Source organism: Variovorax sp. LjRoot84 (genome assembly GCF_964254305.1).
Taxonomy (GTDB): domain Bacteria; phylum Pseudomonadota; class Gammaproteobacteria; order Burkholderiales; family Burkholderiaceae_C; genus Variovorax.
The window spans coordinates 5,691,853-5,716,797 of the sequence record NZ_CAXUTE020000001.1 but is presented as its reverse complement, the minus strand read 5'-3'; the positions used below and the strand labels follow the sequence as shown (position 1 = coordinate 5,716,797).

Annotated in this window: 26 protein-coding genes and 1 pseudogene; 15 read left to right on the top strand and 12 right to left on the bottom strand. The window is 67.2% G+C overall.

The window, feature by feature from the left end:
- Positions 1-8: 8 nt before the first annotated feature.
- Together ACSQ9I_RS28190 and ACSQ9I_RS28185 are read right to left on the bottom strand one after the other, a co-directional pair.
- Complete coding sequence (locus tag ACSQ9I_RS28190; RefSeq protein WP_436315330.1) at positions 9-959, bottom strand: alpha/beta fold hydrolase; 951 nt, start codon at positions 957-959, stop codon at positions 9-11.
- 11 nt (positions 960-970) lie between these two features.
- Positions 971-1,168 (bottom strand): hypothetical protein, encoded by a 198-nt coding sequence (locus tag ACSQ9I_RS28185; RefSeq protein ID WP_436315329.1) that lies wholly within the window; start codon positions 1,166-1,168, stop codon positions 971-973.
- 292 nt (positions 1,169-1,460) lie between these two features.
- Here ACSQ9I_RS28185 and ACSQ9I_RS28180 point away from each other — a divergent pair, with 292 nt between their 5' ends.
- Complete coding sequence (locus tag ACSQ9I_RS28180) at positions 1,461-1,721, top strand: hypothetical protein (RefSeq protein WP_436309977.1); 261 nt, start codon at positions 1,461-1,463, stop codon at positions 1,719-1,721.
- Here ACSQ9I_RS28180 and ACSQ9I_RS28175 read toward each other — a convergent pair.
- Both ACSQ9I_RS28175 and ACSQ9I_RS28170 read right to left on the bottom strand, forming a co-directional pair.
- Positions 1,718-2,044, bottom strand: a complete 327-nt coding sequence (locus ACSQ9I_RS28175) for a hypothetical protein (RefSeq protein ID WP_436315328.1) — start codon at positions 2,042-2,044, stop codon at positions 1,718-1,720. The two genes, ACSQ9I_RS28180 and ACSQ9I_RS28175, sit on opposite strands and share 4 nt — an antisense overlap.
- Positions 2,045-2,134: 90 nt before the next feature.
- Positions 2,135-2,563: a CBS domain-containing protein gene (locus tag ACSQ9I_RS28170; protein ID WP_093110007.1), complete on the bottom strand. Its 429-nt coding sequence runs from the start codon at positions 2,561-2,563 to the stop codon at positions 2,135-2,137.
- A 186-nt stretch (positions 2,564-2,749) separates the two neighbouring features.
- Between ACSQ9I_RS28170 and ACSQ9I_RS28165 the strand changes: the two genes are divergently transcribed.
- The 10 genes and pseudogenes from ACSQ9I_RS28165 (at position 2,750) to ACSQ9I_RS28120 (ending at position 15,822) form a co-directional block, all read left to right on the top strand.
- The gene (locus ACSQ9I_RS28165; protein WP_436315327.1) at positions 2,750-3,160 is read left to right on the top strand and encodes a hypothetical protein; all 411 of its coding nucleotides are present in this window, start codon (positions 2,750-2,752) and stop codon (positions 3,158-3,160) included.
- A 223-nt stretch (positions 3,161-3,383) separates the two neighbouring features.
- Positions 3,384-4,064, top strand: a complete 681-nt coding sequence (locus ACSQ9I_RS28160) for a C1 family peptidase (protein WP_436315326.1) — start codon at positions 3,384-3,386, stop codon at positions 4,062-4,064.
- A gap of 40 nt (positions 4,065-4,104) precedes the next feature.
- Positions 4,105-4,506, top strand: a complete 402-nt coding sequence (locus ACSQ9I_RS28155; protein ID WP_436315325.1) for a PIN domain-containing protein — start codon at positions 4,105-4,107, stop codon at positions 4,504-4,506.
- Between the two features lie 218 nt (positions 4,507-4,724).
- The gene (locus tag ACSQ9I_RS28150) at positions 4,725-5,432 is read left to right on the top strand and encodes a calcium-binding protein (RefSeq protein ID WP_436315324.1); all 708 of its coding nucleotides are present in this window, start codon (positions 4,725-4,727) and stop codon (positions 5,430-5,432) included.
- Positions 5,383-8,886, top strand: a complete 3,504-nt coding sequence (locus ACSQ9I_RS28145) for a VCBS domain-containing protein (RefSeq protein ID WP_436315323.1) — start codon at positions 5,383-5,385, stop codon at positions 8,884-8,886. Before ACSQ9I_RS28150 ends, ACSQ9I_RS28145 begins: the two co-directional genes overlap by 50 nt.
- Positions 8,859-10,640 carry an IS1634 family transposase gene (locus ACSQ9I_RS28140; RefSeq protein WP_436315815.1) on the top strand — a complete coding sequence of 594 codons (1,782 nt, stop codon included), beginning with the start codon at positions 8,859-8,861 and terminating at the stop codon, positions 10,638-10,640. The genes ACSQ9I_RS28145 and ACSQ9I_RS28140 overlap by 28 nt, the downstream gene beginning before the upstream one ends.
- A 54-nt stretch (positions 10,641-10,694) precedes the next feature.
- A pseudogene (locus tag ACSQ9I_RS28135) lies at positions 10,695-10,856 on the top strand (VCBS domain-containing protein); the annotation flags it as partial.
- A gap of 93 nt (positions 10,857-10,949) precedes the next feature.
- Positions 10,950-12,743 (top strand): beta strand repeat-containing protein, encoded by a 1,794-nt coding sequence (locus tag ACSQ9I_RS28130; RefSeq protein ID WP_436315322.1) that lies wholly within the window; start codon positions 10,950-10,952, stop codon positions 12,741-12,743.
- A gap of 32 nt (positions 12,744-12,775) precedes the next feature.
- A complete protein-coding gene (locus tag ACSQ9I_RS28125) occupies positions 12,776-14,488 on the top strand; it encodes a type I secretion system permease/ATPase (RefSeq protein ID WP_436315321.1) in 1,713 nt (570 codons plus the stop codon).
- Positions 14,485-15,822: an HlyD family type I secretion periplasmic adaptor subunit gene (locus ACSQ9I_RS28120; RefSeq protein WP_436315320.1), complete on the top strand. Its 1,338-nt coding sequence runs from the start codon at positions 14,485-14,487 to the stop codon at positions 15,820-15,822. Before ACSQ9I_RS28125 ends, ACSQ9I_RS28120 begins: the two co-directional genes overlap by 4 nt.
- A 25-nt stretch (positions 15,823-15,847) precedes the next feature.
- Here ACSQ9I_RS28120 and ACSQ9I_RS28115 read toward each other — a convergent pair whose 3' ends face one another.
- Both ACSQ9I_RS28115 and ACSQ9I_RS28110 read right to left on the bottom strand, forming a co-directional pair.
- The gene (locus ACSQ9I_RS28115) at positions 15,848-16,765 is read right to left on the bottom strand and encodes a hypothetical protein (protein ID WP_436315319.1); all 918 of its coding nucleotides are present in this window, start codon (positions 16,763-16,765) and stop codon (positions 15,848-15,850) included.
- Positions 16,762-16,917 carry a hypothetical protein gene (locus ACSQ9I_RS28110; protein ID WP_436309971.1) on the bottom strand — a complete coding sequence of 52 codons (156 nt, stop codon included), beginning with the start codon at positions 16,915-16,917 and terminating at the stop codon, positions 16,762-16,764. Before ACSQ9I_RS28110 ends, ACSQ9I_RS28115 begins: the two co-directional genes overlap by 4 nt.
- Between ACSQ9I_RS28110 and ACSQ9I_RS28105 the strand changes: the two genes are divergently transcribed.
- Positions 16,907-17,692 carry a UPF0149 family protein gene (locus tag ACSQ9I_RS28105; RefSeq protein WP_436315318.1) on the top strand — a complete coding sequence of 262 codons (786 nt, stop codon included), beginning with the start codon at positions 16,907-16,909 and terminating at the stop codon, positions 17,690-17,692. The two genes, ACSQ9I_RS28110 and ACSQ9I_RS28105, sit on opposite strands and share 11 nt — an antisense overlap.
- A 25-nt stretch (positions 17,693-17,717) precedes the next feature.
- Positions 17,718-18,902, top strand: a complete 1,185-nt coding sequence (locus ACSQ9I_RS28100) for an MFS transporter (protein WP_436315843.1) — start codon at positions 17,718-17,720, stop codon at positions 18,900-18,902.
- On the opposite strand, the gene ACSQ9I_RS28095 is transcribed toward ACSQ9I_RS28100, so the two are convergent.
- The 5 genes from ACSQ9I_RS28095 to ACSQ9I_RS28075 all read right to left on the bottom strand — a co-directional run bounded on the left by ACSQ9I_RS28095 (position 18,892) and on the right by ACSQ9I_RS28075 (position 21,117).
- A complete protein-coding gene (locus tag ACSQ9I_RS28095) occupies positions 18,892-19,200 on the bottom strand; it encodes a GNAT family N-acetyltransferase (protein ID WP_093110016.1) in 309 nt (102 codons plus the stop codon). The two genes, ACSQ9I_RS28100 and ACSQ9I_RS28095, sit on opposite strands and share 11 nt — an antisense overlap.
- Positions 19,197-19,682, bottom strand: coding sequence for a nuclear transport factor 2 family protein (locus tag ACSQ9I_RS28090; protein WP_436315317.1), 486 nt, complete (start codon positions 19,680-19,682; stop codon positions 19,197-19,199). Before ACSQ9I_RS28090 ends, ACSQ9I_RS28095 begins: the two co-directional genes overlap by 4 nt.
- A 16-nt stretch (positions 19,683-19,698) precedes the next feature.
- A complete protein-coding gene (locus ACSQ9I_RS28085) occupies positions 19,699-20,196 on the bottom strand; it encodes a CinA family protein (protein ID WP_436315316.1) in 498 nt (165 codons plus the stop codon).
- 7 nt (positions 20,197-20,203) lie between these two features.
- Positions 20,204-20,737 carry a phosphatidylglycerophosphatase A family protein gene (locus tag ACSQ9I_RS28080; protein ID WP_436292192.1) on the bottom strand — a complete coding sequence of 178 codons (534 nt, stop codon included), beginning with the start codon at positions 20,735-20,737 and terminating at the stop codon, positions 20,204-20,206.
- 104 nt (positions 20,738-20,841) lie between these two features.
- The gene (locus ACSQ9I_RS28075; RefSeq protein ID WP_436315315.1) at positions 20,842-21,117 is read right to left on the bottom strand and encodes a hypothetical protein; all 276 of its coding nucleotides are present in this window, start codon (positions 21,115-21,117) and stop codon (positions 20,842-20,844) included.
- Positions 21,118-21,264: 147 nt separating this feature from the next.
- Here ACSQ9I_RS28075 and ACSQ9I_RS28070 point away from each other — a divergent pair, with 147 nt between their 5' ends.
- Positions 21,265-21,888, top strand: a complete 624-nt coding sequence (locus tag ACSQ9I_RS28070; RefSeq protein WP_436315314.1) for a response regulator — start codon at positions 21,265-21,267, stop codon at positions 21,886-21,888.
- Between the two features lie 32 nt (positions 21,889-21,920).
- Positions 21,921-23,693: an ATP-binding response regulator gene (locus ACSQ9I_RS28065; protein WP_436315313.1), complete on the top strand. Its 1,773-nt coding sequence runs from the start codon at positions 21,921-21,923 to the stop codon at positions 23,691-23,693.
- A gap of 161 nt (positions 23,694-23,854) precedes the next feature.
- Here ACSQ9I_RS28065 and ACSQ9I_RS28060 read toward each other — a convergent pair whose 3' ends face one another.
- Positions 23,855-24,835 carry an IS5 family transposase gene (locus ACSQ9I_RS28060; RefSeq protein WP_436313353.1) on the bottom strand — a complete coding sequence of 327 codons (981 nt, stop codon included), beginning with the start codon at positions 24,833-24,835 and terminating at the stop codon, positions 23,855-23,857.
- Positions 24,836-24,945 lie beyond the last annotated feature (110 nt).

Sequence of the window (24,945 nt, the reverse complement as noted above, 5' to 3'; positions counted from 1 at the left end):
CCCTTCGATCAGGGAGGGTCGGGGTGCAGCAGCGGCCCGGCCGGATGGTTCGAAACCGGCACCGAGAAGAAGCGGGTCAGGGCTTCGGCTGTGGGCCCTGGCGCTTCCTCCGGGAAGAAATGGCCGGCATCGATGGCGTGGCCCTGCACGTCCTCGGCCCATGCGCGCCAGAGCGCGAGCGGCCCGCCCGCTTCGGGATACCAGGTGTCGAGCGCTCCCTGCGTGCCCCAGAGCGCGAGCACGGGGCAGTCCATGCGCCGCCTGCCGGCGACGTCGCCCTGGTCGTGCGTGCGATCGAGGCTCGCGGCCGCGCGGTATTCCTCGCAGATGGCATGGACGCGCTCGGGATCCTGCAGCGTCTCCAGATAGGCCGAGCGCACCGCCGGCGGGAACACCTCCGCGGGAGAGCCCCACCCGCCGAGCGCGGCGTCGAGGATGGCCTCGGGTGCCGCGGCCAGCAGACGCTCCGGCAGCGGCTCGGGCTGGGCCAACAGCGACCAGGGCCAGTAGCCGAGCGCGAAGCGAGCATCGGCGCGGGCCCACACCGTTTCCGTCGGCAGGATGTCGAGGACGGCAAGCCGGTCGATGCGGGTCGGATGGTCGAGTGCCATGCGGTAGGCGACACGACCGCCGCGGTCATGTCCGGCGACCGAGAAGTGCGGGTACCCCAGCCGCTCCATGACGATCGCCATGTCGCGCGCCATGGCGCGCTTCGAGTACGGCGCGTGGTCGGGCGCGGAGGCCGGGCAGCCGCTTCGCCCATAGCCGCGAAGATCGGCGCAGACGACGGTGAAGTTGCGGGCCAGCAACGGCGCCACGCTGCGCCACATCAGGTGTGTCTGCGGAAAACCGTGCAACAGCAGGATCGGCGGGCCGGAGCCGGACCAGCGCGCAAAGATATGGGTTTCGCCGGTCTGGATCTCGGCGGTCTCGAAGTCGTCGATCGCGGCGGGGCCCATGGGGACAGGCCCTAGCGTCCCTGGCTCAACCGGCTGAGACCCTGGTCGGTCAGGAAAATGGTGCCCCGCTGGTCCGAGGCGACGAAGCCGTTGGACCGCAGGCGGCTGGAAACCTTGATCGAATCGGTGGGGGATCGCTGGGCAGCGGCCTCGCGGAGCGCCTGAAGCGTTCTCCACTGTTCGTCATTGAGCTGGATTTTCTTTGTCACGGCAACTTCCTTCCATCCCGGCAGTGTGGCAAGGCAGACGTTCTCGCACCTCCTCCAAAGGTGCTCTTGTCAGAAGACCCGTTTCGGACTAGGAGTCGCCGCCGATTGAACTGCGAATGCGGCCTCGTGCCAAGAGGGCTTGCCGCATCAGGCCTGGGCCAAGCCGGTTTTCTTGGCCGGCGCCGGACCCATGCTCCGGTTCGACATGACGGTTGTGTGACATCCGCGCGCCCGGCGACCCTGCGCCGGGCAGCGTTATGGCAGCGTCACACGGCTTTTTGAGAATCCGCGGATGGCGCGTCAACTTCTTTCCATCGCCCTTACCGTCGACCAGCACGACGATGGCGATTTCTATTGGATGCTCCTCGAGTCCTTCGACAACTCGATGGAGTTCGAGTCCCTCATGGAATCCGCGAGCGGGTTCGAAACCTATATCGAAGCGCTCGACGCGGGCTACCTCATGCTCAAGCGGCTCTCGGACGATCTGGCCATCGGGCCCCAGGACGAGTTCGACGATCCCGGCGACCCCGCAAATAGCGTTAACAGGCCCTAGCGCAAGAGCGCCGGCGTCGCTGCAGGGCTAGCGTCCTCCCGCGCCCGCTCGGCGCCTGCCTGGCGCGCCACATGCCACCAGAGCAGCATCCGCTCGAAACTGCCTTCGAAGCCGCGGTCGCGCAGCGCGTCGGCCACCAGCGAGCAATGCGCCGCGGTGCCGCGGTCCAGCACTTCGTTCGACGATGTCTCGGCGCACCGGAGGTAGACGTCCTTGAGCTGCTGGATCGATGCGGCTGCAATGAAGCTCGGCGCATCGGCGTGGACGACATGCGCGTTGAATGCCAGCGCGAACGCCAGCACCTGGATCGGCAGAATCTTCATGAAGGGCCCCTTCTTCGCGGACCTTCCGCGCAGAAGAATCGTCCCGCGCACGGGGGCGTCCTTCAATCCCGCGAATGCGTAACGGGGCGCTCAGCTCTGGATGTAGGTGCGCAGCTGCTCGATGGTCTGTTCATGGTCGGCGATGATGTCGTCCATCAGGTCGCGGATCGAGATCATGCCGACCACCCTGTCGCCATCGACCACCGGCAAGTGGCGGATACGCTTCTGGCTCATCAGCGTCATGCACTCGCGCGTGCGGGTGGCGGGCGTCACGGTCAGCACGTCGGGCGTCATGAGCTCGGCGACCAGCACCTCTTTGGAGTTCCGGCCCTGCAGCGCCACCTTGCGCGTGTAGTCGCGTTCGGAGATCACGCCGACCAGCTTGTCGTGCGACATCACCATGAGCGCGCCAACCTCGTGACGGGCCAGCGCCTCCAGCGCGTCGAACATCGTGGCGCCCGGTTCGATGCGCCAGACAGCCGAGTCGCGACGCTTGAGCAGTTCGGAGACAGGTTTCATGGAAGGCCCTCAAGGAGAAACGTTTGCGTGCAACCCACGCAAGGGCCGCGCCAGCGCAAATCATAGGCGGCGCGCGCAACAGTCCCAAGGCTAAGCCGAAGGTCTACCCATTTCGTGAGATGGACACCCGCATCCGCGCGCATCACCATGCGACGCGCGGCTGCCACTGCCGCCCGAGGAGCTGCGATGCACATCCTGATGAGCAAGGGAAGCGTTGGCGACGATGTGGAGCGGCTGCGCCGCGCACTCGCGAATGCGCTGGGCGGCGACGCGGAGCTCTTCCCTTCGCTGAAGAAGGCGAACACGCCGATCCTGGGCTTGGACCGCATCCACGACGAGGCCTACTCCGGCTGGGACGGCTCCTCCGACACGGGCGAAGCGCTCGCGCTCTGGCGCCAGGCCGCCAGGCTCGACAGCCGCACCAGGCGGGTCAAGGACGAGCGCGTCCAGGTCGCGAAGGATGCAGCGGGCCGGCCCGTGCTGCAAGCGGCGGCACATGGCGGCTTCGACAACGACATCGACGTCGTCACGCGCACCCTCAAGCGCATCACGGGCGCCGAGCTCGCGCTGCCGGTGGACGATCTGCGGGGCTTCTGAGCGCTCGACGCATGGCCACTTCCAAGCCGACACCCCCGGAAGCCAAGGACGCGCCTGCATATTCGAGTGCGGCACTGGAATGGGCCAGGCTTCTGCTGCCAGTGCTCGTTTCCTGGCCGCTGGTCGTGCTGGTCGTTGCCTATCTTTTCCATGACACGCTGGGCGGGCTCATCACCCGCTTCGCGCAGTCCACCGAGGCAAGGCCGAACTGGGGCCGTTCAAGATGGAACTCGGCAAGCCGGTACTGCCGCCGCAATACCGGCCGCAAACCGCCGATCCGCGGCAGGACGAGATCGATCTTTCGTCCGTCATCGGCAAGATCGGCGACACGGGCCCCGAAGGCACGACCGTCGGCTTCTCGGTGGCCTATGCCATCCAGGCGGCGGCCAGCGAGGCCGGCAAGGAGGTGGTGGTCTCGCCGCGCGGCATCTATGTGCTGTCGAAGAAATACGACGAGTGGCCCGGCGAGAACTATGAAGGCTCGTCCTTGCTCGGTGCCGTGAAGGCCGCCAAGGAGGAGGGGGTCTACCTCGAGAAGGACTGGCCTTACGATCAGAAAACCGTGCCCGTCGGCAAGAAGCCTGCCTTCAAGCTCAAGAGCTATGCGCAGGCAAAGTCCATCACGGCCATCCTGAACGCGCTGCGCGAGAAGAAGGTCGTCGCGCTGACCGTGCAGGTGACGGAGGACTTCGATCACGTGTCCAAGGAAGGTCGGGTAACCATCAAGCTGCCGCTGCGCGACCTTGGGAGAAAGACGATCACCATCGTCGGCTATGACGCGAAGACCGCGGAGTTCAAGTTCGCCAACGACTGGGGAACGGGATGGGGATCGGGCGGCTTCGGCTGGATCAAGGACACCGACCTGGCCCGCATACTGGACGACGGCTATACGGTCGAACTCTAGTGACTGACGACAGAATGGAAGAAGAAACAGCAGCGAGCACATGAGTATCGTGATCGACACCAACATCGCCCTCGACCTGCTGGTCTTCGACGACCCCGCCTGCCTGCCGCTCGCCGCGGCCCTCGATGCCGGCGAGCTGCGCTGGCTCGCCACCGCGGCGATGCGCGACGAGTTCGCGCGCGTGCTCGGCTATCGCCTGATCGCCGCGCGCCTGGCGCAGAGCGGCCGCGATGCCGAGAGCGTGCTGGCGGCCTTCGACCGCCGGGTGGGGCCGGTGAGCGAGGCGCCGGCGCGCGCGCCCTGCACCTGCAGCGACCCCGACGACCAGATCTTCATCGACCTCGCGGTGGCGCACCGCGCGCGGCTCCTGAGCAAGGACCGCGCGGTGCTCGCGATGCGCAGGCGGCTGGCGACGCTGGGTGTTGCAGTCTCCGGGATCTAGGGCAGGCCCACTACCCGCTCGACGCGCGCAGCGCGGCGGCCGGCGACGAAGCGGCTCCGACATGACGGCGTTGCCAGGGCAAAAATACTACTTTCATCTAAACCGTTCCGGTACTTGTCGACGAGGAAAAGAGGGCATCCGTCCCATGCGCTTGAGAGCGATGACCTTGATGATGGTCTTCATATCGCCGGCATTCCCGGTGCTCTTCAAGGAAAAACATGGCGACCATGACCGGGTCCAACGGAGACGACAACCTCACAGGCACCGTCGGCGACGACACCATCAACAGCGGCAACGGCGATGACAGCGTCGATGGCGGTAGCGGGAATGATTCGCTGAATGGCGGAGCGGGAACCGACACCCTCGACGGCGGCAGCGGCAGCGACCAGCTCAACGGGGGCTCGGGGAGCGACACGCTGATCTACAACGTGAGCGAAAACCTCGCGGCGGGCACGAAGGACGTGTACACGGGCGGGTCGGGTGTCGATACGCTTGAACTCCAACTCACCACGGCGCAGTGGCTGGAGTCTTCCACCCAGACACAAATTGCCGCCTACCTGGCGCATCTTTCCGCTGTCACCAACGCCAGGACGGGTGAGGTTTCCAATGGCTCGGCCAGCGATTTCGTCTTTAGCTTCGGGTCGTCAACGCTGACGGTCCAGATGACGGAAGTCTTGAGAATCCTCGTGGACGGCATCGAACAGAATCCGGCCAACGAAGCGGTGACGGCGCTGAGCGAGGTCAAGACGACGACCGAAGATGGCCCGGGGGTGCAGATCCATGTTCTGCAGAACGATCTGGTTCCCGACCTGGTCAAGACCCTTGGCGCTCGCCTCGGCTCCGACTCACGGAACGGCGACCCTTGTTCAGCCGGCCATGGACAGTCCATCGACGTGGTATTTCCAGTACCAGGCCAACCCGGCTGATTTCCAGTACCTGGCCGCGGGCGAGAGCGCGACCGACACCTTCACGTACGAGGTGAAGGACGCCGACGGAAGCAGCGGTCTGGCGACGGTGACCATCACCATCACCGGCACCAACGACGTGCCGGTGATTGGCGGGGTAGTCAGCGGCGCCGTAAGCGAGGACGACTCGACGCCGAACCTGAGCACCAGCAGTGTGTTGACGATTGCCGATGTCGATCAAGGACAGTCCAGCTTTGCGGCCCAAGCGAGCGTGGTCGGCAGCAATGGCTACGGCAGCTTCACGCTGGCGGCGGACGGTAACTGGAGCTACACAGCCAATAACGGCCAAAGCGCGATCCAACAGCTGGGCGCGGGCCAGTCGATCAGCGACAGCTTCACTGCCGTGTCGTTCGACGGCACGGCCAGCCAGCTCGTGACCGTGACCATCACCGGCACCAACGACGTGCCGGTCATCGGTGGCGTGGCCAGCGGCGCGGTGAGCGAGGACGACTCGACGCCGAACCTGGGCACCAGCGGCGTGTTGACGGTTGCCGATGTCGACCAAGGTCAGTCCAACTTCACGCCTCAGGCAAGCACCGTTGGCAGCAACGGCTACGGCAGCTTCACGCTGGCAGCTGATGGCAGCTGGGGCTACACGGCCAGCAACGGCCAAGGCGCAATTCAGCAACTGGGTGCGGGGCAGTCGATCAGCGACAGCTTCACCGCAGTCTCCTCAGACGGTACAGCCAGCCAGCTCGTGACCGTGACCATCACCGGCACCAACGATGTGCCGGTAATCGGTGGCGTCGCCAGCGGCGCCGTAAGCGAGGATGACTCGACGCCGAACCTGAGCACCAGCGGTGCGCTGACGATTGCCGACGTCGACCAAGGTCAGTCCAGCTTCGCGCCCCAAGCCGGCACCGCCGGCAGCAACGGCTACGGCAGCTTCAGCTTGCTGGCCGATGGGAGCTGGAGCTATACCGCCGACAACAGCCAAGCAGCAATCCAGCAGCTGGGTGCTGGCCAGTCGATCAGCGACAGCTTCACGGCCATGTCGTCCGACGGTACGGCCAGCCAGGTGGTGACCGTGACCATCAGCGGCACCAACGACGTGCCGGTGATCGGCGGCGTGGCCAGCACTGCGGTGAGCGAGGACAACTCGACGCCCAACCTGAGCACGAGCGGCGTGCTGACCATTGCCGATGTCGACCAGGGCCAGTCGAGCTTCGCGGCTCAGGCCGGCACCGCCGGCAGCAACGGCTATGGCAGCTTCAGCTTGCTGGCCGACGGGAGCTGGAGCTACACGGCCAACAATAGCCAAAGCGCGATCCAGCAGCTGGGTGTGGGGCAGTCGATCAGTGACAGCTTCACCGCAGTCTCCTTCGACGGCACGGCGAGCCAAGTGGTGACGGTGACCATCACCGGCACCAACGACGTGCCGGTCATCGGTGGGGTGGCCAGCGGCGCGGTGCACGAAGATGTGGGCGTGGTCGGCAGCAACCTTGCGACGAGTGGTGTGCTGACCATTGCCGATGTCGATGCGGGCCAGTCCGACTTCATCGCCCAGGCCGGCACCGCCGGCAGCAACGGCTATGGCAGCTTCAGCTTGCTGGCCGACGGGAGCTGGAGCTACACAGCCAACAATAGCCAAAGCGCGATCCAACAGCTGGGCGCGGGCCAGTCGATCAGCGACAGCTTCACTGCCGTGTCGTTCGACGGCACAGCCAGCCAGCTCGTGACCGTGACCATCACCGGCACCAACGACGTGCCGGTGATCGGTGGCGTGGCCAGCGGCGCCGTAAGCGAGGATGACTCGACGCCAAACCTGAGCACCAGCGGTACGCTGAGCATTGCCGATGTCGATCAAGGCCAGTCGAGCTTCGCGACCCAGGCCGGCACCGTCGGCAGCAACGGCTATGGCAGCTTCAGCCTGCTGGCCGACGGGAGCTGGAGCTATACGGCCAACAACAGCCAGGCCGCGATCCAGCAGCTGGGTGCTGGCCAGTCGATCAGCGACAGCTTCACCGCAGTCTCCTTCGACGGCACGGCCAGCCAGCCCGTGACGGTAACTATCAGCGGCACCAACGACGTGCCGGTGATCGGCGGCGTCGCCAGCGGCGCGGTGAGCGAGGACGACTCGACGCCGAACCTGAGTACCAGCGGTGCGCTGACGATTGCCGATGTCGATCAAGGACAGTCCAGCTTTGCGGCCCAAGCGAGCGTGGTTGGCAGCAATGGCTACGGCAGCTTCACGCTGGCGGCGGACGGGAGCTGGAGCTACTCCGCCGACAACGGCCAAGCGGCGATCCAGCAGCTGGGCGCCAGCCAATCGATCAGCGACAGCTTCACGGCGGTGTCTTCCGACGGTACGGCCAGCCAGGTGGTGACCGTGACCATCAGCGGCACCAACGACGTGCCGGTAATCGGTGGCGTGGCCAGCGGCGCGGTGAGCGAGGACGACTCGACGCCGAACCTGAGCACGAGCGGCGTGCTGACCATTGCCGATGTCGACCAGGGCCAGTCGAGCTTCGCGACCCAGGCCGGCACCGCCGGCAGCAACGGCTATGGCAGCTTCAGCCTGCTGGCTGATGGCAGCTGGAGCTACACGGCCAACAATAGCCAAAGCGCGATCCAGCAGCTGGGTGTGGGGCAGTCGATCAGTGACAGCTTCACCGCAGTCTCCTTCGACGGCACGGCGAGCCAAGTGGTGACGGTGACCATCACCGGCACCAACGACGTGCCGGTCATCGGTGGGGTGGCCAGCGGCGCGGTGCACGAAGATGTGGGCGTGGTCGGCAGCAACCTTGCGACGAGTGGTGTGCTGACCATTGCCGATGTCGATGCGGGCCAGTCCGACTTCATCGCCCAGGCCGGCACCGCCGGCAGCAACGGCTATGGCAGCTTCAGCTTGCTGGCTGATGGCAGTTGGAGCTACACGGCTGATAACAGCCAAGCAGTGATCCAGCAGCTGGGTGCCGGCCAGTCGATCAGCGACGGCTTCACGGCGGTGTCTGCCGACGGTACGGCCAGCCAGGTGGTGACAGTGACCATCACCGGCACCAACGACGTGCCGGTCATCGGTGGGGTTGCAAGTGGCGCGGTGACCGAGGATGGTTCGACGCCCAACCTGAGCACCAGCGGTGCGCTGACCATTGCCGATATCGACCAGGGCCAGTCCAGCTTCGAGGCCCAGGCCGGCACCGCCGGCAGCAACGGCTATGGCAACTTCAGCTTGCTGGCCAACGGCAGCTGGAGCTACACAGCCACCAACGGCCAAAGTGCGATCCAGCAGCTAGCCCATCTTTCTCAACCCAACCCCGATTCCGACGATTTTTCGGGTGTCGAGCGACGCAAGTGGTTGATCCGTATAGGGGTGACGCGGCAAAACGCTTGTGGTGGAGACCTTGGTCCTTGGCGTGCAGGCGAGTGGTTCCTAAACTGCGGCGCATGTTCCTGCGCTGCAACCGACGCCTGAAGGACGGCAAGACGCACGAGTACTGGAGCGTGGTGGAGAACCGCCGACTGGCCGATGGGCGCGTGGTGCAAAGGCAGGTGCTCTACCTGGGCGAGATCAACGCGAGCCAGCGCGAAGCCTGGCGCAAGACCATCGAAGTGCACGACGAGGGAAGGAGACGCCAGGTGGCGCTGTTCCCGGCCGGCTCGATGCCCGCGGACGACGCGAATGCGATTGGCATCCGTCTGGACGAACTGCGCCTCGAACGCCCGCGCCAGTGGGGCGCGTGCTGGCTGTCATGCGTGCTGTGGCAGCAACTCGAACTCGATGCCTTCTGGAGCGCTCGACTGGCGCCCTCGCGTGAAGGCACCCCGTGGCTGCAGGTGCTGCAAACGCTGGTGGCCTACCGTCTCATCGACCCCGGCAGCGAATGGCGCCTGCACCGCCACTGGTTCGACGCCAGCGCGATGGCCGACCTGCTGCACGCCGACTTCGCGCTGGCCGAGAAGAACACGCTGTACCGCTGCCTGGACAAGCTCACGGCCCACAAGGACGAACTGTTCAAGTTTCTGTGCCAGCGCTGGGGCGAGCTGTTCGGCGCCAAGTTCGACGTGCTGCTGTACGACCTGACCAGCACCTACTTCGAGAGCGACGTGGAGCGCAGCGAGCACGACAAGCGCCAGTACGGCTACAGCCGCGACAAGCGAGGCGACTGCCGCCAGGTAGTGATCGCGCTGATCGTCACGCCCGAGGGCTTCCCGCTGAGCTACGAGGTGCTCTCGGGCAACACGGCCGACGCCACGACGCTTGGCGACTTCCTCGATCGCATCGAGCAGCGCTACGGACGCGCCAACCGGATCTGGGTGATGGACCGCGGCGTGCCCACCGAAGACAGCCTGGCGAAGATGCGCCGCATGGGAGCGTCCTATCTCGTGGGCACACCCAAGGGGCGGCTGACCAAGCTTGAGCAAGGCTTCCTCGCACAGCCGTGGCAGCGCGTGCGCGAAGGCGTCGCTGTCAAGCGCCTGGGCGCTGACGAAGACACCTACGTGCTCGCGCAAAGTGCGGCACGCATCGACAAGGAGCGTGCGATGCGCCGCCGCCGGCTCGGCCGCTACGTGCAGCGCCTGCAGGCCTTGCAGGGCCAGACGCTCACGCGCGATCAACTGCTCATGAAGCTGGGCGCAGCCAAGCACGACGCCGGGCGAAGCGCCCAGCTGATCAAGGTTCATCTGCCCGAGGCCAGCAGCAGCGCCAAGACAGCGTCCTTCGAGTTCGAGCTCGATCGCGCCCGGCTGCGCCAGGTGCGCCGCCGTGAAGGGCGCTATCTGCTGCGCACCAACCTCGCAGCCCACGATCCCGCGCAGCTGTGGACGTTCTACATCCAGCTCACCGAGGTCGAGCAGGCGTTCAAGGAACTCAAGCACGACCTGGCCGTACGCCCGATCTTCCACTCCAGCGAGAAGCGCATCGAGGCGCACATCTTCGTGGCCTTCCTCGCCTACTGCCTGCAGGTCACCTTGAAGGCCCAACTCAAGCGCCTGGCGCACGGCATCACGCCTGCGGAGGTCATCGCCAAGTTCAAGACCATGCAGATGGTGGACGTGCACGTGCCCACCACCGACGGCAGAGAGCTCGTGCTGTCGCGATACACCCAGCCCGAGGCCGATCACCGCATGCTGCTGGACCTGCTGCGGCTGAGCCTGCCCGATCAACCCCCGCCGAAGATCACCGCCAAACACGCCCGCATCACTGCCCAACCCATCCCGATGTAGTGGAGACCTTCGAGGTCGTGCTGAATCAAATCAAGCACTTAGCCGGCTTCACACCTGTCAGTTGAGAAAGATGGGCTAGGCGCCGGCCAGTCGATCAGCGACAGTTTCACGGCGACGTCATCCGACGGCACGGCCAGCCGGCTGGTCACAGTCACCATCAACGGCACCAACGATGCGCCGGTCCTGAGTGCTGCCGCGACACCGGTCCTGGCATCGGTCAACGAGGATGCGGGCGCACCGGCTGGAGCCGTCGGCACGCTCGTGTCCAGCCTGGTGAATCTCAACCCGCCGGCCGGCGGTCTCGACAACGTGACCGATGCAGACAACGGCGCCATCACCGGCATTGCGCTGACGGGTGTGAATAGCGCCAATGGGACTTGGTGGTATTCCACCAATGGAGGGAGCGACTGGACGGCGGTCGGTGCAGTTTCGGACACCTCCGCGCTGCTGCTGGCTGCCGACACGAACACGCGCGTCTACTTTCAGGGAGGTTCCAACTTCAACGGCACCGTCAGCGACGGCATCACCTTCCGCGCCTGGGATCAAACCAGCGGTACGGTGGGCACCATGGTCACCACTGCGACCAATGGAGGCAGCTCCGCATTCTCGAGCACCACCGACACGGCCAGCATCAGTGTGGCGGCCGTCAACGACAACCCGATTCCGGCCAGCGATGTTCTCTACGTGTCGAACAGCACCACCGTGACGCTGCCGACCAGCATGCTGCTGGCCAACGACACGGACATCGACGGCGCCGCGCTCAGCGTGATCGCGATCAGCGTCGTCACGGGAACATTGGCCACCCCGGTCACCATCAACCCCAACGGGACCTTCTCGTTCACGACGGGGGCGACCGGTGGCACCGTCGCCAGTCCGACCGTCGTCACGCTCAGCTACACGCTCGGCGACGGCGCCAGTGGAACTGCGACCGGCTCCATCACGCTGAACGTGTTGGACACGACCTCGGGTGGGAATAATGTCAACCTCACAGGTGTCGCGAGCTACCAAGGCTCCTATATCGACGGCAAGGCGGGCGTTGATACCTTGAGCGACGGGGCGTTCCAATCGGTTCTCGTCGGTAGCGGTGGCAATGATGGGTTGAACGGCAACGCGGGCTCGGACCTGCTGATTGGTGGCGACAACGTGGACACCCTCAGCGGCGGTGCCGGCAACGATGTTCTGCGTGGGGGTAGCAACAATGACACTATCGACGGCGGGACCGGCACGGAGGATCTGATCGACTTCTCGGACGCGTCCGGTGCGGCCGGCATCACCTTTACGCTGACTCAATCCAGCAGCGACACGACCTTCAATACACCCTCAGCGGCCGGCCTCGGAAATGACACCTACCGGAACATCGAGGGCGTCATCGGAACTGCCAGCGCCGACACCCTGACCGGCAGCGCCTCGAACGACATCCTGCGCGGCGGCGCCGGCAGCGACACGCTCGACGGCGCCGGCGGCGCAGGAGACCTGCTCGACCTCTCGGACGGCACGGCCGGCCTCACGTTCACGCTGACACAAGGCAGCAGCGCGACGAGCTTCAATGCCAGCGCCGCCGGGCTCGGCTCCGACACCTACAAGAACTTCGAGGGCGTCATCGGCACGGCCTTCGCCGACACGATCACCGGCTCGGCATCGGCCGACCAGTTGCGCGGCGGCGGCGGCAACGATGCGATCGACGGCCTCGGCGGCGACGATCGGATCGTCGGCGGGACGGGTGCCGACACGCTCACCGGCGGCGCCGACAACGACACCTTCGTCTTCGACTCGGCGCCGAACGCCGTGGACGCCATCTCCGACTTCGACGCCTCGGGGTCGGCGGCGAGCGGCGACCTGATCGAGCTGTCGCTCGGAACCTTCACGGCCCTCTCGACTGCGAGCGGCAGCACGCTGTCGGCGACCGAGTTTGCATCCTTGGACGGCGGCGGTGCCGGAGACGCAGTGGGCTCGGGCGTGCACGTGATCTACGACAGCGCGACTGGCAACCTGTACTACGACGCGGACGGCCTCAGCGCCGCCAACCGCACGCTGGTGGCGACGCTGACGCAGAGCAATCCGCTGGATACGTTCGACAACAACGACATCAAGGTCGGCGCGTGACTTCCTGCCGTTCGCCAGCCGGCGCGGGTGGCATGAAGCCTCTTTTCCAGCTTCTCAGGCGACCGCTCTTTTTCGTCGCGGGCTTCTCCTTCTTCGTCAATCTGCTGCTGCTCGCCCCCGCGCTGTTCATGCTGCAGGTATTCGACCGCGTGCTGACGAGCCAAAGCCAGGAAACGCTGCTGGTCCTGTTGCTCGGCGTGGCCGTGGCTCTCGGCCTGATGCTGATGCTGGACTACCTGCGCAGCCGCCTGCAGGGCGTCGCCGGCCATCTGGTCGCCGAGCAGTTGTCCCCGACCGTGGCCAAGGTCATGCTGGCCCGCTCGGCGCGGCGCGCGGAGCGGGCGCCGTCGGAAGGGCTGCGCGACGTCGCGGCACTGCGCAACCTGTTTTCCGCCCAGGGCTTGCTGGCGCTGTTCGACACGCCCTGGGCATTCGTCTACGTCGCCGTCATCTGGCTGGCGCATCCGGTGCTGGGCATGGCGGCCGCCGGTGCGTCGCTGCTGATGCTCGTCCTTGCCGTGGTGAACGACCGTGCGACGCGCCGCGACATCGAAGCGCTGCAAAAGGAAGCTGCGAGGGCCACGCGCTACCTCGAAGCCTCGATGCAGAACGCCGAGCTGGCGCAGTCGCTCGGGATGGGCGACGCGCTGATCGGGCGCTGGCGTCAACTCAACGCTGGCGTCACCGCGTTGCAGGGCCCGACCGCGCGCAAGTCGGTGGCGATGGCGGCGCTCACGCGGACCACGCGCCAGGCGGTCCAGGTGCTGCTGCAGGCGCTCGGCGCCTACCTCGTCATCACGGGCGAAGGCACGCCCGGCATCCTCGTGGCCTGCACCATCCTGCTGGGCCGGGCGCTGGCGCCGGTCGAACAGGTGGTGGGGAGCTGGCGGGTGCTGGCCGAGGGACGTCTCGCCTTCGCGCGCCTGTCGGAGCTGCTGGGCGCCGCCGAGCGCCAGCCGGAACGCATGACGCTGCCGGCCCCGATCGGCCGCCTGGATGCGCAGGGCCTGGTGTTCCGACCGCCACAGAGCGAGCGGATGATCCTTGCCGGCGTGTCGCTGAGCCTGGAGCCCGGCGAGTCGCTGGCCATCACGGGCGCAAGCGGCGCCGGCAAGTCGACCCTGGTGCGCCTGTTGACGGGCCTGTGGAAGCCCAACGCCGGCGTCGTGCGGTTGGACCACGTCGACCTCGCGCAATGGCCGCGCGAGGAACTCGGCCCCTGGCTCGGCTACGTGCCGCAGGACGTCGAGCTGTTCGCCGGCACCGTTGCCGACAACATCGCGCGGCTGGGCGAAGTCGACCCGGACAAGGTCGTGCACGCAGCCGAGCGCGCCGGCGTGCATGAGCTGATCCTGACACTGCCCGAGGGCTACGACACCGTGATCGACGCCATGGGCGTGATGCTGTCGCCGGGGCAGCGCCAGCGCATTGCGCTGGCACGCGCGCTGTATGGAAACCCGAAGCTGCTGGTGCTGGACGAACCCAATTCCAACCTGGACGGGGCCGGCGAACTCGCGCTCGGGGAGGCGCTGAAGGCGCTGCGCGGGCAGGTCACGGTGATCGTCGTCACGCACCGCAGCACGCTGGTGCAGCACATGGACAAGCTGCTGGTGCTGGAAGCCGGTCGTGTGCAGCAGTATGGACCCGTGGCGGAGGTCATGCAGACGATCAAGCGAACAGGCCAGAGCACGGGCGGCGGCCAGGTGGTGGCGATGCCGCCGCGCCCTGCGGAGAAGGTGTCATGAACAACGCGGCGCATGCCATCGCGGCCAATGATCCTCTGGCGCTTCATGTGCGCGACGCGCGTCGCCTGACGCACTGGGGCATGGCCGTGCTTGTCTGCGGACTGCTGCCGGCAGCCGCCTGGATGAGCTTCGCGCCGCTGTCGTCCGCCGTGGTGGCGCAGGCGTACGTGAAGGTGGACCTGAACCGGCGCCCCGTGCAGCATGCCGAAGGGGGCATCGTGCGCGAAGTACTGGTGCGCGATGGCCAGCGCGTGCGGCAGGGAGAGCCGTTGCTGGTGCTGGGCGACGTGTCGGTGGATGCCGACAGGAACCGGCTGGACCATCGCGTCAAGACCGAGCGCGCGAGCCTGGCGCGACTCGACGCCGAGCAGACCATGGCGCGCGCGATCACCTTCCCGCCGGACGTGATCGAGACCGCGGCAAACGATCCGCGCCTGGCCGAGCAGCTGACGAAAGAACGCTCGCTGTTCGATGCGCGGCGCGATGCGCTCGTGGGACAGGTGCGCTTGCTGCGTTCGCAGCGCGAAAAGGTCGCTGAAGAAATCGTCGCGCTGCGCGCGCAGATCGCGCAGGCGAGCGAGTCGATGAAATTCCAGAAGAACGATCTCGAGACCAACCGGAAGCTGCTCAAGGACGGCTTCATCTCGGCCACCCGCATCGCCCAGCTGGAAGGCACCGTGGCCGACTACGGCGTGAAGATCGAGGAACGGCGCGCGGAGCTGGCGCGCGCCGAGCAGCGCACGGTCGATGCCGATCTGCGCATCCGCTCGCTCGAGAGCGACTACCGCCAGCATGCGAGCGACCAGCTGAAGGTCACGGCGGCGCGGCTGTCCGAGATCGAGCAGGAGCGGCGCAAGTCGCTCGATGCGTCGGCGCGCCAGGTGATCACGGCCCCGGCCAGCGGCGAAATCATCGACCTGAAGTATTCGACGCCCGGTTCGGTGATCCCGCCGCGCGAGACGATTGCCGACGTTGTGCCGGACGACACCCGGCTGGTGACCGATGCGCGCGTTCGCACCGAGGACATTGGCCGGATCCATCGTGGCCAGGCAGCCGACATCCGTTTCACCGCATTCACGTATCGCACCACGCAGCTGGTGCGTGGCAAGGTGGTCTACGTTTCGGCCGACCGCCTGATCGATCGCGCGACCAATGCCCCTTACTACTCGGTGCTGGTCGAGGCCGACCCGGCTTCATTGGCGACGGCAGGGGAGCTGAAACTGCTGGCCGGCATGCCGGCCGAGATCTACGTCAAGGGAGACGAGCGCACGCCACTTCAATACCTGGTGGAGCCGGTCACGCAGGTGCTGCGCCGCGCCGTGCGGGAGCGTTGATGAAGGATTGCCGGCTGCCGGCGGCTCAGTTCGTCGTCGGCGGCGCGGGCAGCTCGTGGCCGTACCAGCGCGCCAGCAGCCGCGCCACCGCGCGCGAACGCTGCGTGTCCCGGCCCCAGCGCCGGCCGGCCGGCAGGTGCCGCAGCCAGCGCATGCGGCGTGCCGCCAGGGCCAGCCGCTCGCGCACCTCGTCGCTTTCATCTGCCATCGCCGCGTGCCAGCGCGCACCGGCCGCCTGCGGCGAAGCCGCGCGCACCAGCATGGCGGTGGAATGCAGGTAGCTGAGCCAGTCGCGCACCTGGCATTCGGCCAGCGGCAAGGTCTCGCGCGGATCGTCCTCGAAATCGATGTAGCCGATGACGCCGTCCGGGCATTGCACGAGGTTGCGATCGAAGGCCTGGCTCAGGTAGGCGCCGTGCGCATGGACGGTGGCGATGGCGGCCAGGCCTTCGCGCCAGACCGAGAGGAGGGCGACCGGGCCCGCGGCCGCGGCCTGGTCGAGCCGTTCCTGCAGCACCACCGGCGGCCGGCCGCTCTCGCCGAGGTCGGAGATCAGCAGGCCGTCGGGCTGCTGGGCCAGCACCGCCGGCACGCGCAGGCCCGCGGCGCCCAGCGCGCGCAGGCGCCGCGCCTCGGTGGCGATGGCCGCCTCGCCGCCCGGATTGGGCACCGGCGTCAGCACGTCCAGCCGCAGCAGGCCGGCGACCGCCGCCATCAGGTGGTAGCCCAGCTTGCCGTGGGGCGGGCCGGCCTTCTTGAGCCAGACGCGCTCGCTGCCGAGACGATGGCTGGCCACCGCCTTCTGCTGCTGCGGCAGCATGGTGCGCAGGAATTCCGCGTAATCGCCGGGTTCCAGCGGCGGCGTGCTCGCCTCCAGCGGCGCCGGCGCCGAAGCCTGGCCCTTGCGCGTCTGCACGCGCGTACCTCGTTTGACAGGGTTCATGAGGCTGGCAGGCTGGCGATCAGGCCGAGCGCGCACAGCGCAAAGGCGCTGTAACGCGTCGGAAACGACGGAATCGTCGGTGTTGAAATGGTGAGTCCCCCAAAGCCTTGCTGCATCATAGAGGGCTGCAGCCGCAACGCCATGACGACCATCGACTCCCCGACGCCCGCCTCCTCGCCCGACAACGCACCCCTCGGCCCCGACGATTTCGACGCCCTCGACCAGGCGCTCGACGCCATGCGCGAGCACGACGACGAGATTCCGCAATGGGAGTTCTGCGAGGGCTTCATGGCCGCGCTGGTGTGCACGCGCCGGCCCATCGAGCCGGCCGAATACTGGCCGGTTCTGCTGGGCGAGGGCTTCGTGCCGGCGCAGCACATGGAATTCGTCTGGCGCTGGAAGCGGCGCTGGCGCGAGATCGAAACCGGGCTCGACGCCGACGTGCAGTCGCTCGACGACGAACGCACCTGGCAGCCCGAAGTGCTGGACACGCGCGGCGCGATTGCGGCGCTGCCCGAGGAGGAGCGCACCGGGATGGAGGGCGAGGCCATCCCGTCCTTTGCGCAGGTCTGGGCGCTCGGCTTCATGTTCGCGGTCGAGAACTGGCCCGAGGACTGGGCGCCGCCGCGCGACAAGGAGGCGGCGCAGATGCTCGACGAGGCGCTCGACACCATCGTCACCCTGACCGAGGACGACCGCGCGAAACCCGAGGTTTCGATGTACAGCGAAGACGGCCCGCCGAGCGTGAGCCAGCAGCGCGTGGACGATTTCGGTGCCGCGATCTGGGCCGTGTACGACCTGCGCCAGCTCTGGCGCAGCATGGGCCCGCGCGTGGAGACGATCCGCAAGGAAGCGACTCCTGGTCGGAACGACCCCTGCCCCTGCGGCAGCGGAAAAAAATACAAGAAATGTCACGGTGCCAGTTGAGCTGACCTCGCGCCGCGCCTGGGGCATGGTGCTGGCGCTGTGCACCGCCTTTGCCTTGAGCCAGGCCTACCGCACCGTGGGCGCGATCATGGCCGGGCAGTTGCAGGCGGATTTCAAGCTCTCGGCGCAGGCGCTGGGCGTTTTCTCGGGCTCTTTCCACTTTGCCTTCGGCGCGATGCAGCTCTTGATGGGCATCGGCATCGATCTGTACGGCGTGCGCCGCACGGTCTTGACGGCCTTTCCGCTCGCCATCGTCGGCGCGGCGGTCTCGGCGCTGTCCTCCGACTACCTCGTGCTGGTGGCCGGCCAGGTGCTGATCGGCGTCGGCTGCGCGCCGGCCTTCCTGGTGTGCACGGTGTTCATCGCGCGGCACTTTCCGGCCGCGCGCTTCGCCTCGGTCTCGGGGCTGGTGCTTGGCATTGGCGGCGTGGGCATGCTCGTGACCGGCACGCCGCTCGCGTGGCTGGTGCAGGCGCATTCGTGGCGCGCGGGCTTCGTCGTGCTCGGCGCGGCTTCGGTGCTGGCCTGGCTGGCGATCCTGCTGTGGGTGCGCGAGCCGGCACGCGAAGGCTCGCAGCCGAAGGAATCGGTGCCGGCGGCGCTGCGCCAGTTCGGCACGCTGTTCGCGATGCCGCACACGCTGGGCATCCTGCTGCTCGGCGCCGTGACCTATGCCGCCTTCATCTCGCTGCGCGGGCTGTGGCTCGGGCCGCTGCTGGTCGAGCGCCATGGCTACTCGCTGGTGCAGAGCGGCAACGTGGCGTTGATCGTTTCGGTCATTTCGCTCGTCGGTGCGCCGCTGTTCGGCCGGTTGGACCGCGACGGCCCGGCACGGCGCCGCCGGATCGTGGCGTGCAGCCTCGCGTATGCGGGCTTGTTCGCCGTCATCGCCTTCCTGAACGCGGCCTGGATCGACATCGCGGCCACCATGCTGATCGGCCTCATTTCCGGCTTCATCGTCTGGCAATACGCCGACGTGCGGGTCGCCTACCCAACGGCGCTCACCGGCCGCGCGATGGCGGTGTTCACGATGGCGATGTTCCTCGGCGTGGCGCTGATGCAGTGGCTCACCGGCGTGGCGGCCTCGGTGGCCGCGGCCGATGGCATCGAGACCTTCAAGGTGGTGCTGGTCACCATCGCGGTCCTGCTGGTGGCCGGGACGGCGGCCTTCGCCTGGCTGCCGAAACCTGGCGCGACGCTCAGATCTTGAAGGCGCGCTGAACGTCGGGCCGCACCAGCTCGGCGTACTCGCGGTGCTTGCGGATCCAGCCCGCGATGAACTGGCACACCGGGATCACCTGCTTGCCCTGGGCCCGCGCCTCGTCGAGCACGTGCCTGGCGATGGCCGAGCCCACGCCCTTGCCTTCGTGCTCGGGCATGACCTCGGTGTGGGTGAACATCACCGCTTCGCTGAGCAGGTTGTATTCGCAATAGCCGGCGAGCTGGCCGTCGATGTGGGCCTCGTAGCGGTGCCGCTCGGGTTGGTTGGTGATCGTGATGTCGGTCATGGATTGCGGGCCAGGTAGGCGGCCAGGTTCTTCGCGGCGCCGGCGCGCACCTTGTTCTTCAGCATCGGCGTCCAGCCGAGCAGCAGGCCCGGCGTGCCGAGCGCCTGGCGCGACCAGGTCCAGAAATCGAAGCGGTCGCGCTGGGTGGCGATCAGGCCTTCGGGCGTGAAGGTGAAGCTGGAGTCGATCGAGTTGTCGACGATGCGGCCGGTGGTGCTGAAGCGGTAGTGCGCATCCCAGTGCGCGCTGCCGGTGGAGGCGTCGGCCTTCACGTCGCGCCAGCTGAGCTTCCAGACATCGGCGCCCTTGGCGCGCGTGGCCTCGCAGAGCATCTTCCACATGCCGCCGACCTCGCGCGCGCCCTTGAGCGAGAAGGCCTCGTCGTCGAAGCGCGCATCCGGCGCGTAGCAGGCGGCCATCGTCTCGGCGTCGAGCTTCGCGAAGGCCTGGTAGAGGCGCTGGATGGTTTCTTCGTTGTGCATGGGCGGGCATCGTAGCCTAGGCTGCGCGAACCAGGTTCACCAGCGTCTGCAGCGCATGCCGCACGGTGGCGGCGCGCACCGCGGCGCGGTCGCCGTCGAAGCGGCGGTGTTCGGTGTGCACGCGGCCCGCCACCGACCAGCCGAACCAGACCGTGCCGACCGGCTTCTCGGCCGTGCCGCCGGTGGGGCCGGCCACGCCGGTCACCGACACCGCGGCCTGCGCCTGCGAGCGCGCCAGCGCACCCTCGGCCATCGCGCGCGCGACCGGCTCGCTGACCGCGCCGTGCGCCGCGATCAGCGCCGCGTCGACGCCCAGCAGCTCGGTCTTCGCCGCATTGGAATATGTGACGAAGCCGCGCTCGAACCAGAGGCTGGAGCCCGACAGTTCGGTGCAGGCGCCGGCGATCAGCCCGCCGGTGCAGCTTTCGGCAGTGGCGAGCATCCAGCCCTTCTGCTGCAGCAGCTCGGCCAGGAGGCCCGCCAGCGCAGGCGTGTCGTGTTCGGATTCATTCATCGTGTAGCTACCATGCGCGCCAGGCCGCGATCACCAGCAGGGTGCAGAAGGCGGCCACCAGGTCGTCGAAGAGGATGCCGAAGCCCGCCGCGCCCCAGCGCACCGCGCCCGGTGCGCTGTCGCGCTGCTTGAACAGCTTGTCGGCCCAGCCCACCGGCCCGGGCTTGGCGGCATCGAAGAAGCGGAACAGCGCGAACGCGATGGCCTGCGCCAGCAGGCCGGCCGGCATCACCAGCCACAAGATCAGCCAGAAGGCGACCACCTCGTCCCACACGATGCTGCCCGGGTCGGCGATGTTCATGTGGCGCGCGGTCACCGTGCAGGCCCACCAGCCGATCGGCAGCGAAACGAGGATCACCCAGCCGATCGCCGGCGTCGACAGCCAGCGCTGCATGACCAGGAAGGCGACCCAGGCCCACAGCGTGCCCACCGTGCCCGGCGCGCGCCGCGGCAGGCCGGCACCGAAGCCCAGCGCGATCAGGTGCGCGGGGTGTGCGAACAGGAAGCGCAGCGTCGGGCGCTGCAGCGAAGGAACGGGCATGGCACCGGAAGTGGAAGCAGTCTGCATCGACCGACAGTGTCGCGCATCTGCGGCTGCAGGAGCGACCACTGAAGCCGCCGGACTCGGCGCTGAAAGAGCGTTGATCAGGCCGGCTGGAAGTGCTGCTGGATGCGCTGGGCCACGCCCTTGGGATTGCGCCGCAGCGTGTCGGTGGAACAGGAGCCCAGGAACATGCCCTCGAGATTGAGTTCCACGCGTGAGAAATAGGTGCCCAGCGAGGCGCCGGCATCGAACAGGCAGTGCTCCAGCGAATCGAAGGCGCCGCTGCCGCTCTTGTCCTGCCCATCGGTGCCTAGAGCACTGATGCGGTAGCCATAGGCGTCCGTTCCGATGCGGTGGATTTCGATGAGGGGCTTCATTCGACAGGGGAAAAGGGCGGTGGGCGTGAACTTTTGGGTACTCGATGGTCGCCGCAACACCCCGGCGGGTAAATAGTCCATTTGGACCGGGCGAAGGCCCGGCGGACTGACGCAGAATGATTGCGCTTTCGAGATCGCACCGCCTTCATGCTGCCACCCAGAATTCTTCTCATCGACGACCACGCGCTGTTCCGCTGCGGGCTGCGCATGGTGCTTGCCGCGGGCATTGCCGATCTGGAGGTGGCGGAGGCGGCCTCGCTCGAGGAGGCCATGCGCTCGCCGATGGAGAGCCCGGCGCTGGTTCTGCTGGACATCCAGCTGCATGGGCTCAACGGCCTGGAAGGCATCGCGCTGGTCAAGCGCAAATGGCCGGAGGCGGCGGTGGTCATCCTCTCCTCCGACGTCGCGCACCAGAACGTCAGGCTGGCCCTGGAGCGCGGCGCGCTCGCCTTCGTGTCCAAGGCCGAGCCGGCCGACAAGATCCTCGCCGTGATCGATCAACTGCGGCGCGGCCTGCCGGTCGTGCCCGCATCGTCCTCGATGCTCGTGCCGGCAGGCGAAGCCGATGCTTCACGGCAGCTTCTGACGCCGCGCCAGAGCGAGGTGCTCGACCTGATGTGCCAGGGGCTTTCGAACAAGGTGATCGGGCGCCGGCTCAACCTCTCGGAGAACACGGTGCGCGGCCACGTGCAGGCGGTGCTCGCGGCGCTGCAGGTGTCGAGCCGCTCGGAAGCCGGTTTCGCCGCGCGGCGCAGGGGCCTGGTTTCCTAATGGGAGAACCGTCGCGGCTGCCTGAAGAGCGCATGCTGGTCGAGCAGCTGCGGCTGCAGCTGGGCAATATCGGCAGCTCGGTCATTCCGACCATCCTGGTCGCGCTGCTGCTGGTGTGGGTGCTCTCCAACGAGCGCAACGCAGTGGCGCTGCGCGCCTGGTGCGCTGCCATCGTGGTGCTGAAGCTGTACCTGGCGTGGGAGGCGCGGCGCTGGCTGGCTTCCGAGATCAGTCCCGAGCGTGCACGCCGGCTGCTGCGGCACAAGATGGTGCTCAATGCGATCGACGGCGTGGTCTGGGGCGCGCTGGCCTGGGCCGCGCTGGGCACCACCACCGTCGCCGGCAGCATCTTGGTGGTGGCCGTGCTCGCGGGCGTCGCGGGAAGCTCGATGTCCTCCCTGGCGCCGATACTGCCGGTCTTCATCGTCTTCGGCGCCGCCGAGCTGATCGTGCTGGGGGCGAAGCTGTGGACCATGGACGACCCGGCGTACGACGCGCTGGGCGTGGCCGCGATCCTCTACACCGCAGCACTGCTGGGACAGGCACGCAATGGCTCGCGGGCGGCGCGCGCGGCGATCGGGCTGCGCTTCGAGAACCTCGAGCTGATCGAGCGCCTGCGCGTCGAGACCGAGCATGCGCAGGCGGCGCACCGCGCGGCCGAAGAAGCCAATCTCGCCAAGTCCAGATTTCTCGCCGCGGCCAGCCACGACCTGCGCCAGCCGATCCATGCGCAGGGCCTGTTCCTCGAAGTGCTGGCGCGCAGCAAGCTCTCGGCCGGCCAGTACGACGCGCTGGCCAACGCGCGCGCCACATGGCAGGCCTCGGCCGAGATGCTCGACACCCTGCTCGACTTCTCGCGCATCGAGGCCGGCGTGGTCGAGCCGCAGATGCAGTCCTTCCACCTGCAGCCCCTGCTCAACAAGATCGAGAACGAACTCGCGCCCCAGGCCGACGCCAAGGGCATCGTCTACCGTTCGCGCGAAACCGATGCGGCCGTGCACTCGGACCCGGCGCTGGTGGGCCTGATCCTGCGCAACCTGGTGTCGAACGCGATCCGCTACACCGAGCGCGGCGGCGTGCTGGTGGGCTGCCGCGCGCGCGGCGACCAGCTGCTCGTCGAGGTGTGGGACACCGGCATCGGCATCGAGCCCACGCAGCACCAGGCGATCTTTCTCGAGTTCCACCAGCTCGGCAATGCGGAGCGCGACCGCCGCAAGGGCCTGGGACTGGGCCTGGCCATCGCCCAGGGACTGGCACGCGCACTCGGGCAGCAGCTCTCGCTGGTCTCCAAGCCGGGGCGCGGCACCGTCTTCAGGCTCAGCCTGCCCGTGGCGCTGATCGGCGTGGTGGCCGGCAGCGCCGACACCGCGCCCAGCGCCGCGCGCGTGTTCGACGTGCGCGTGCTGGTGATCGACGATGACGAGTCGGTGCGCACCGGCATGAGGCAACTGCTCGGCGCCTGGGGCTGCGCATGCGATGTGGCCGATTCCATCGAGGAGGCGCAGGCGCTTGCGCGCGCCCATCCGCCGGGCCTGGTCATCAGCGACTACCGCCTGCGCGAGCTGCGCACCGGTGCGGAGGCGATCGCGGCGCTGCGCGCGGAGTTCGGCGCCGAACTGCCGGCGCTCCTGATCACCGGCGACACCGCGCCGCAGCGGCTGCGCGAAGCGCGCGCCACCGGCGTGCCGCTCTTGCACAAGCCGGTGCTGCCGAGCGAGCTCTACCGCGCGATGACCTTCGTGCTGAACGGGCGCGAGCTCGATTCCTCGTTCGCGGGGCTCGATACGTCGCCGCTGGCGCTTTAGGGCAACGCTGATCAAGCCACTGTTTTCGTTGAACAGTGGTGATGGCTTGCGGGCGACGTGAAATCCGGCGATTTCACTGCTGTCTGATCGATTGTGGGGCGCATTCAAAGGCGAATTGGCCCGTTCGGACTCTGGCTGGGGGCCATTGGCCCACTCCTGGTTCACTTTGCACGCATTTGTGCCAACAGTGGTTGCCTCGCCAGATAGATGTTGGCCATCGCCAGCGCCACGAACGCCCGGGTCGCGTTCTTCGCGAGGCCTCGATATCGCACCTTGTTGAAACCCCACAAGCGCTTGACCACCGCGAAGACATGTTCGACCCGCGAGCGAATCTTCGACTTGTTGCGGTTCTTCGCCTTCTTCACCTCGTCGACCTCGCACCCCGCCTTGCGCGTGCGCTGGTTGGTGAAGTCCAGCGCGTTCGGCGCCTTGCCCCGAATCAGGTCCTTCTGGCTCGCGTAGGCGCTGTCGCCGTAGACGCGGCGCTCGTTGCCGTGCAGCAAGTCGGGCAGTGGATGCTTGTCATGCACGTTGGCAGCCGTCACCACGGCGCTGTGTACCAGCCCGCTCTGGCTGTCCACGCCAATGTGCAATTTCATGCCGAAGTGCCATTGCATCCCCTTGCGCGTCTGGTGCATCTCGGGGTCTCGCGCCTTGTCTGCGTTCTTGGTCGAACTCGGTGCGCCAATGAGTGTTGCATCCACGATGGTGCCGGTCTTGATCTGGAAGCCGCTGGACTGCAGCACCTTGCCCACTTCGTCAAACAGCTTCTTGCCCAGGTCGTGTTTGTCCAGCAGATGGCGGAACTTCAGCACCGTGGTCTCGTCAGGCACCCGCTCGACACCCAGGTCGATGCCCACAAAGCTGCGCAGGCTGGCGATGTCATACAACGCCTCCTCAACCGCGTTGTCAGCCAGGTTGAACCAGTGCTGCAGCAGGTGGATGCGCAGCATGCGCTCCAGTCCGATTGGAGGGCGCCCATTGCCAGCCTTGGGATAGTGCGGCTCGATCACTGCGCACAACGCGGCCCACGGAACGATCGCGTCCATGGCCTTCAGAAAGTCCTCGCGCTTGGTGCGACGACGAAATCGTTCGAATCCCGCACCCTGGTCCGCCGCCATCGCCAATGTCTGCTGCTTCATGTTCGGCACTCTCGCTATGACTATGCCTTCAACACAGCAAGCCACGGGCCAGGGGACTTGATCAGACTTGCCTTAGAGCCTGTGAACAGGGCCCAGCCGCGCTGAGCGGC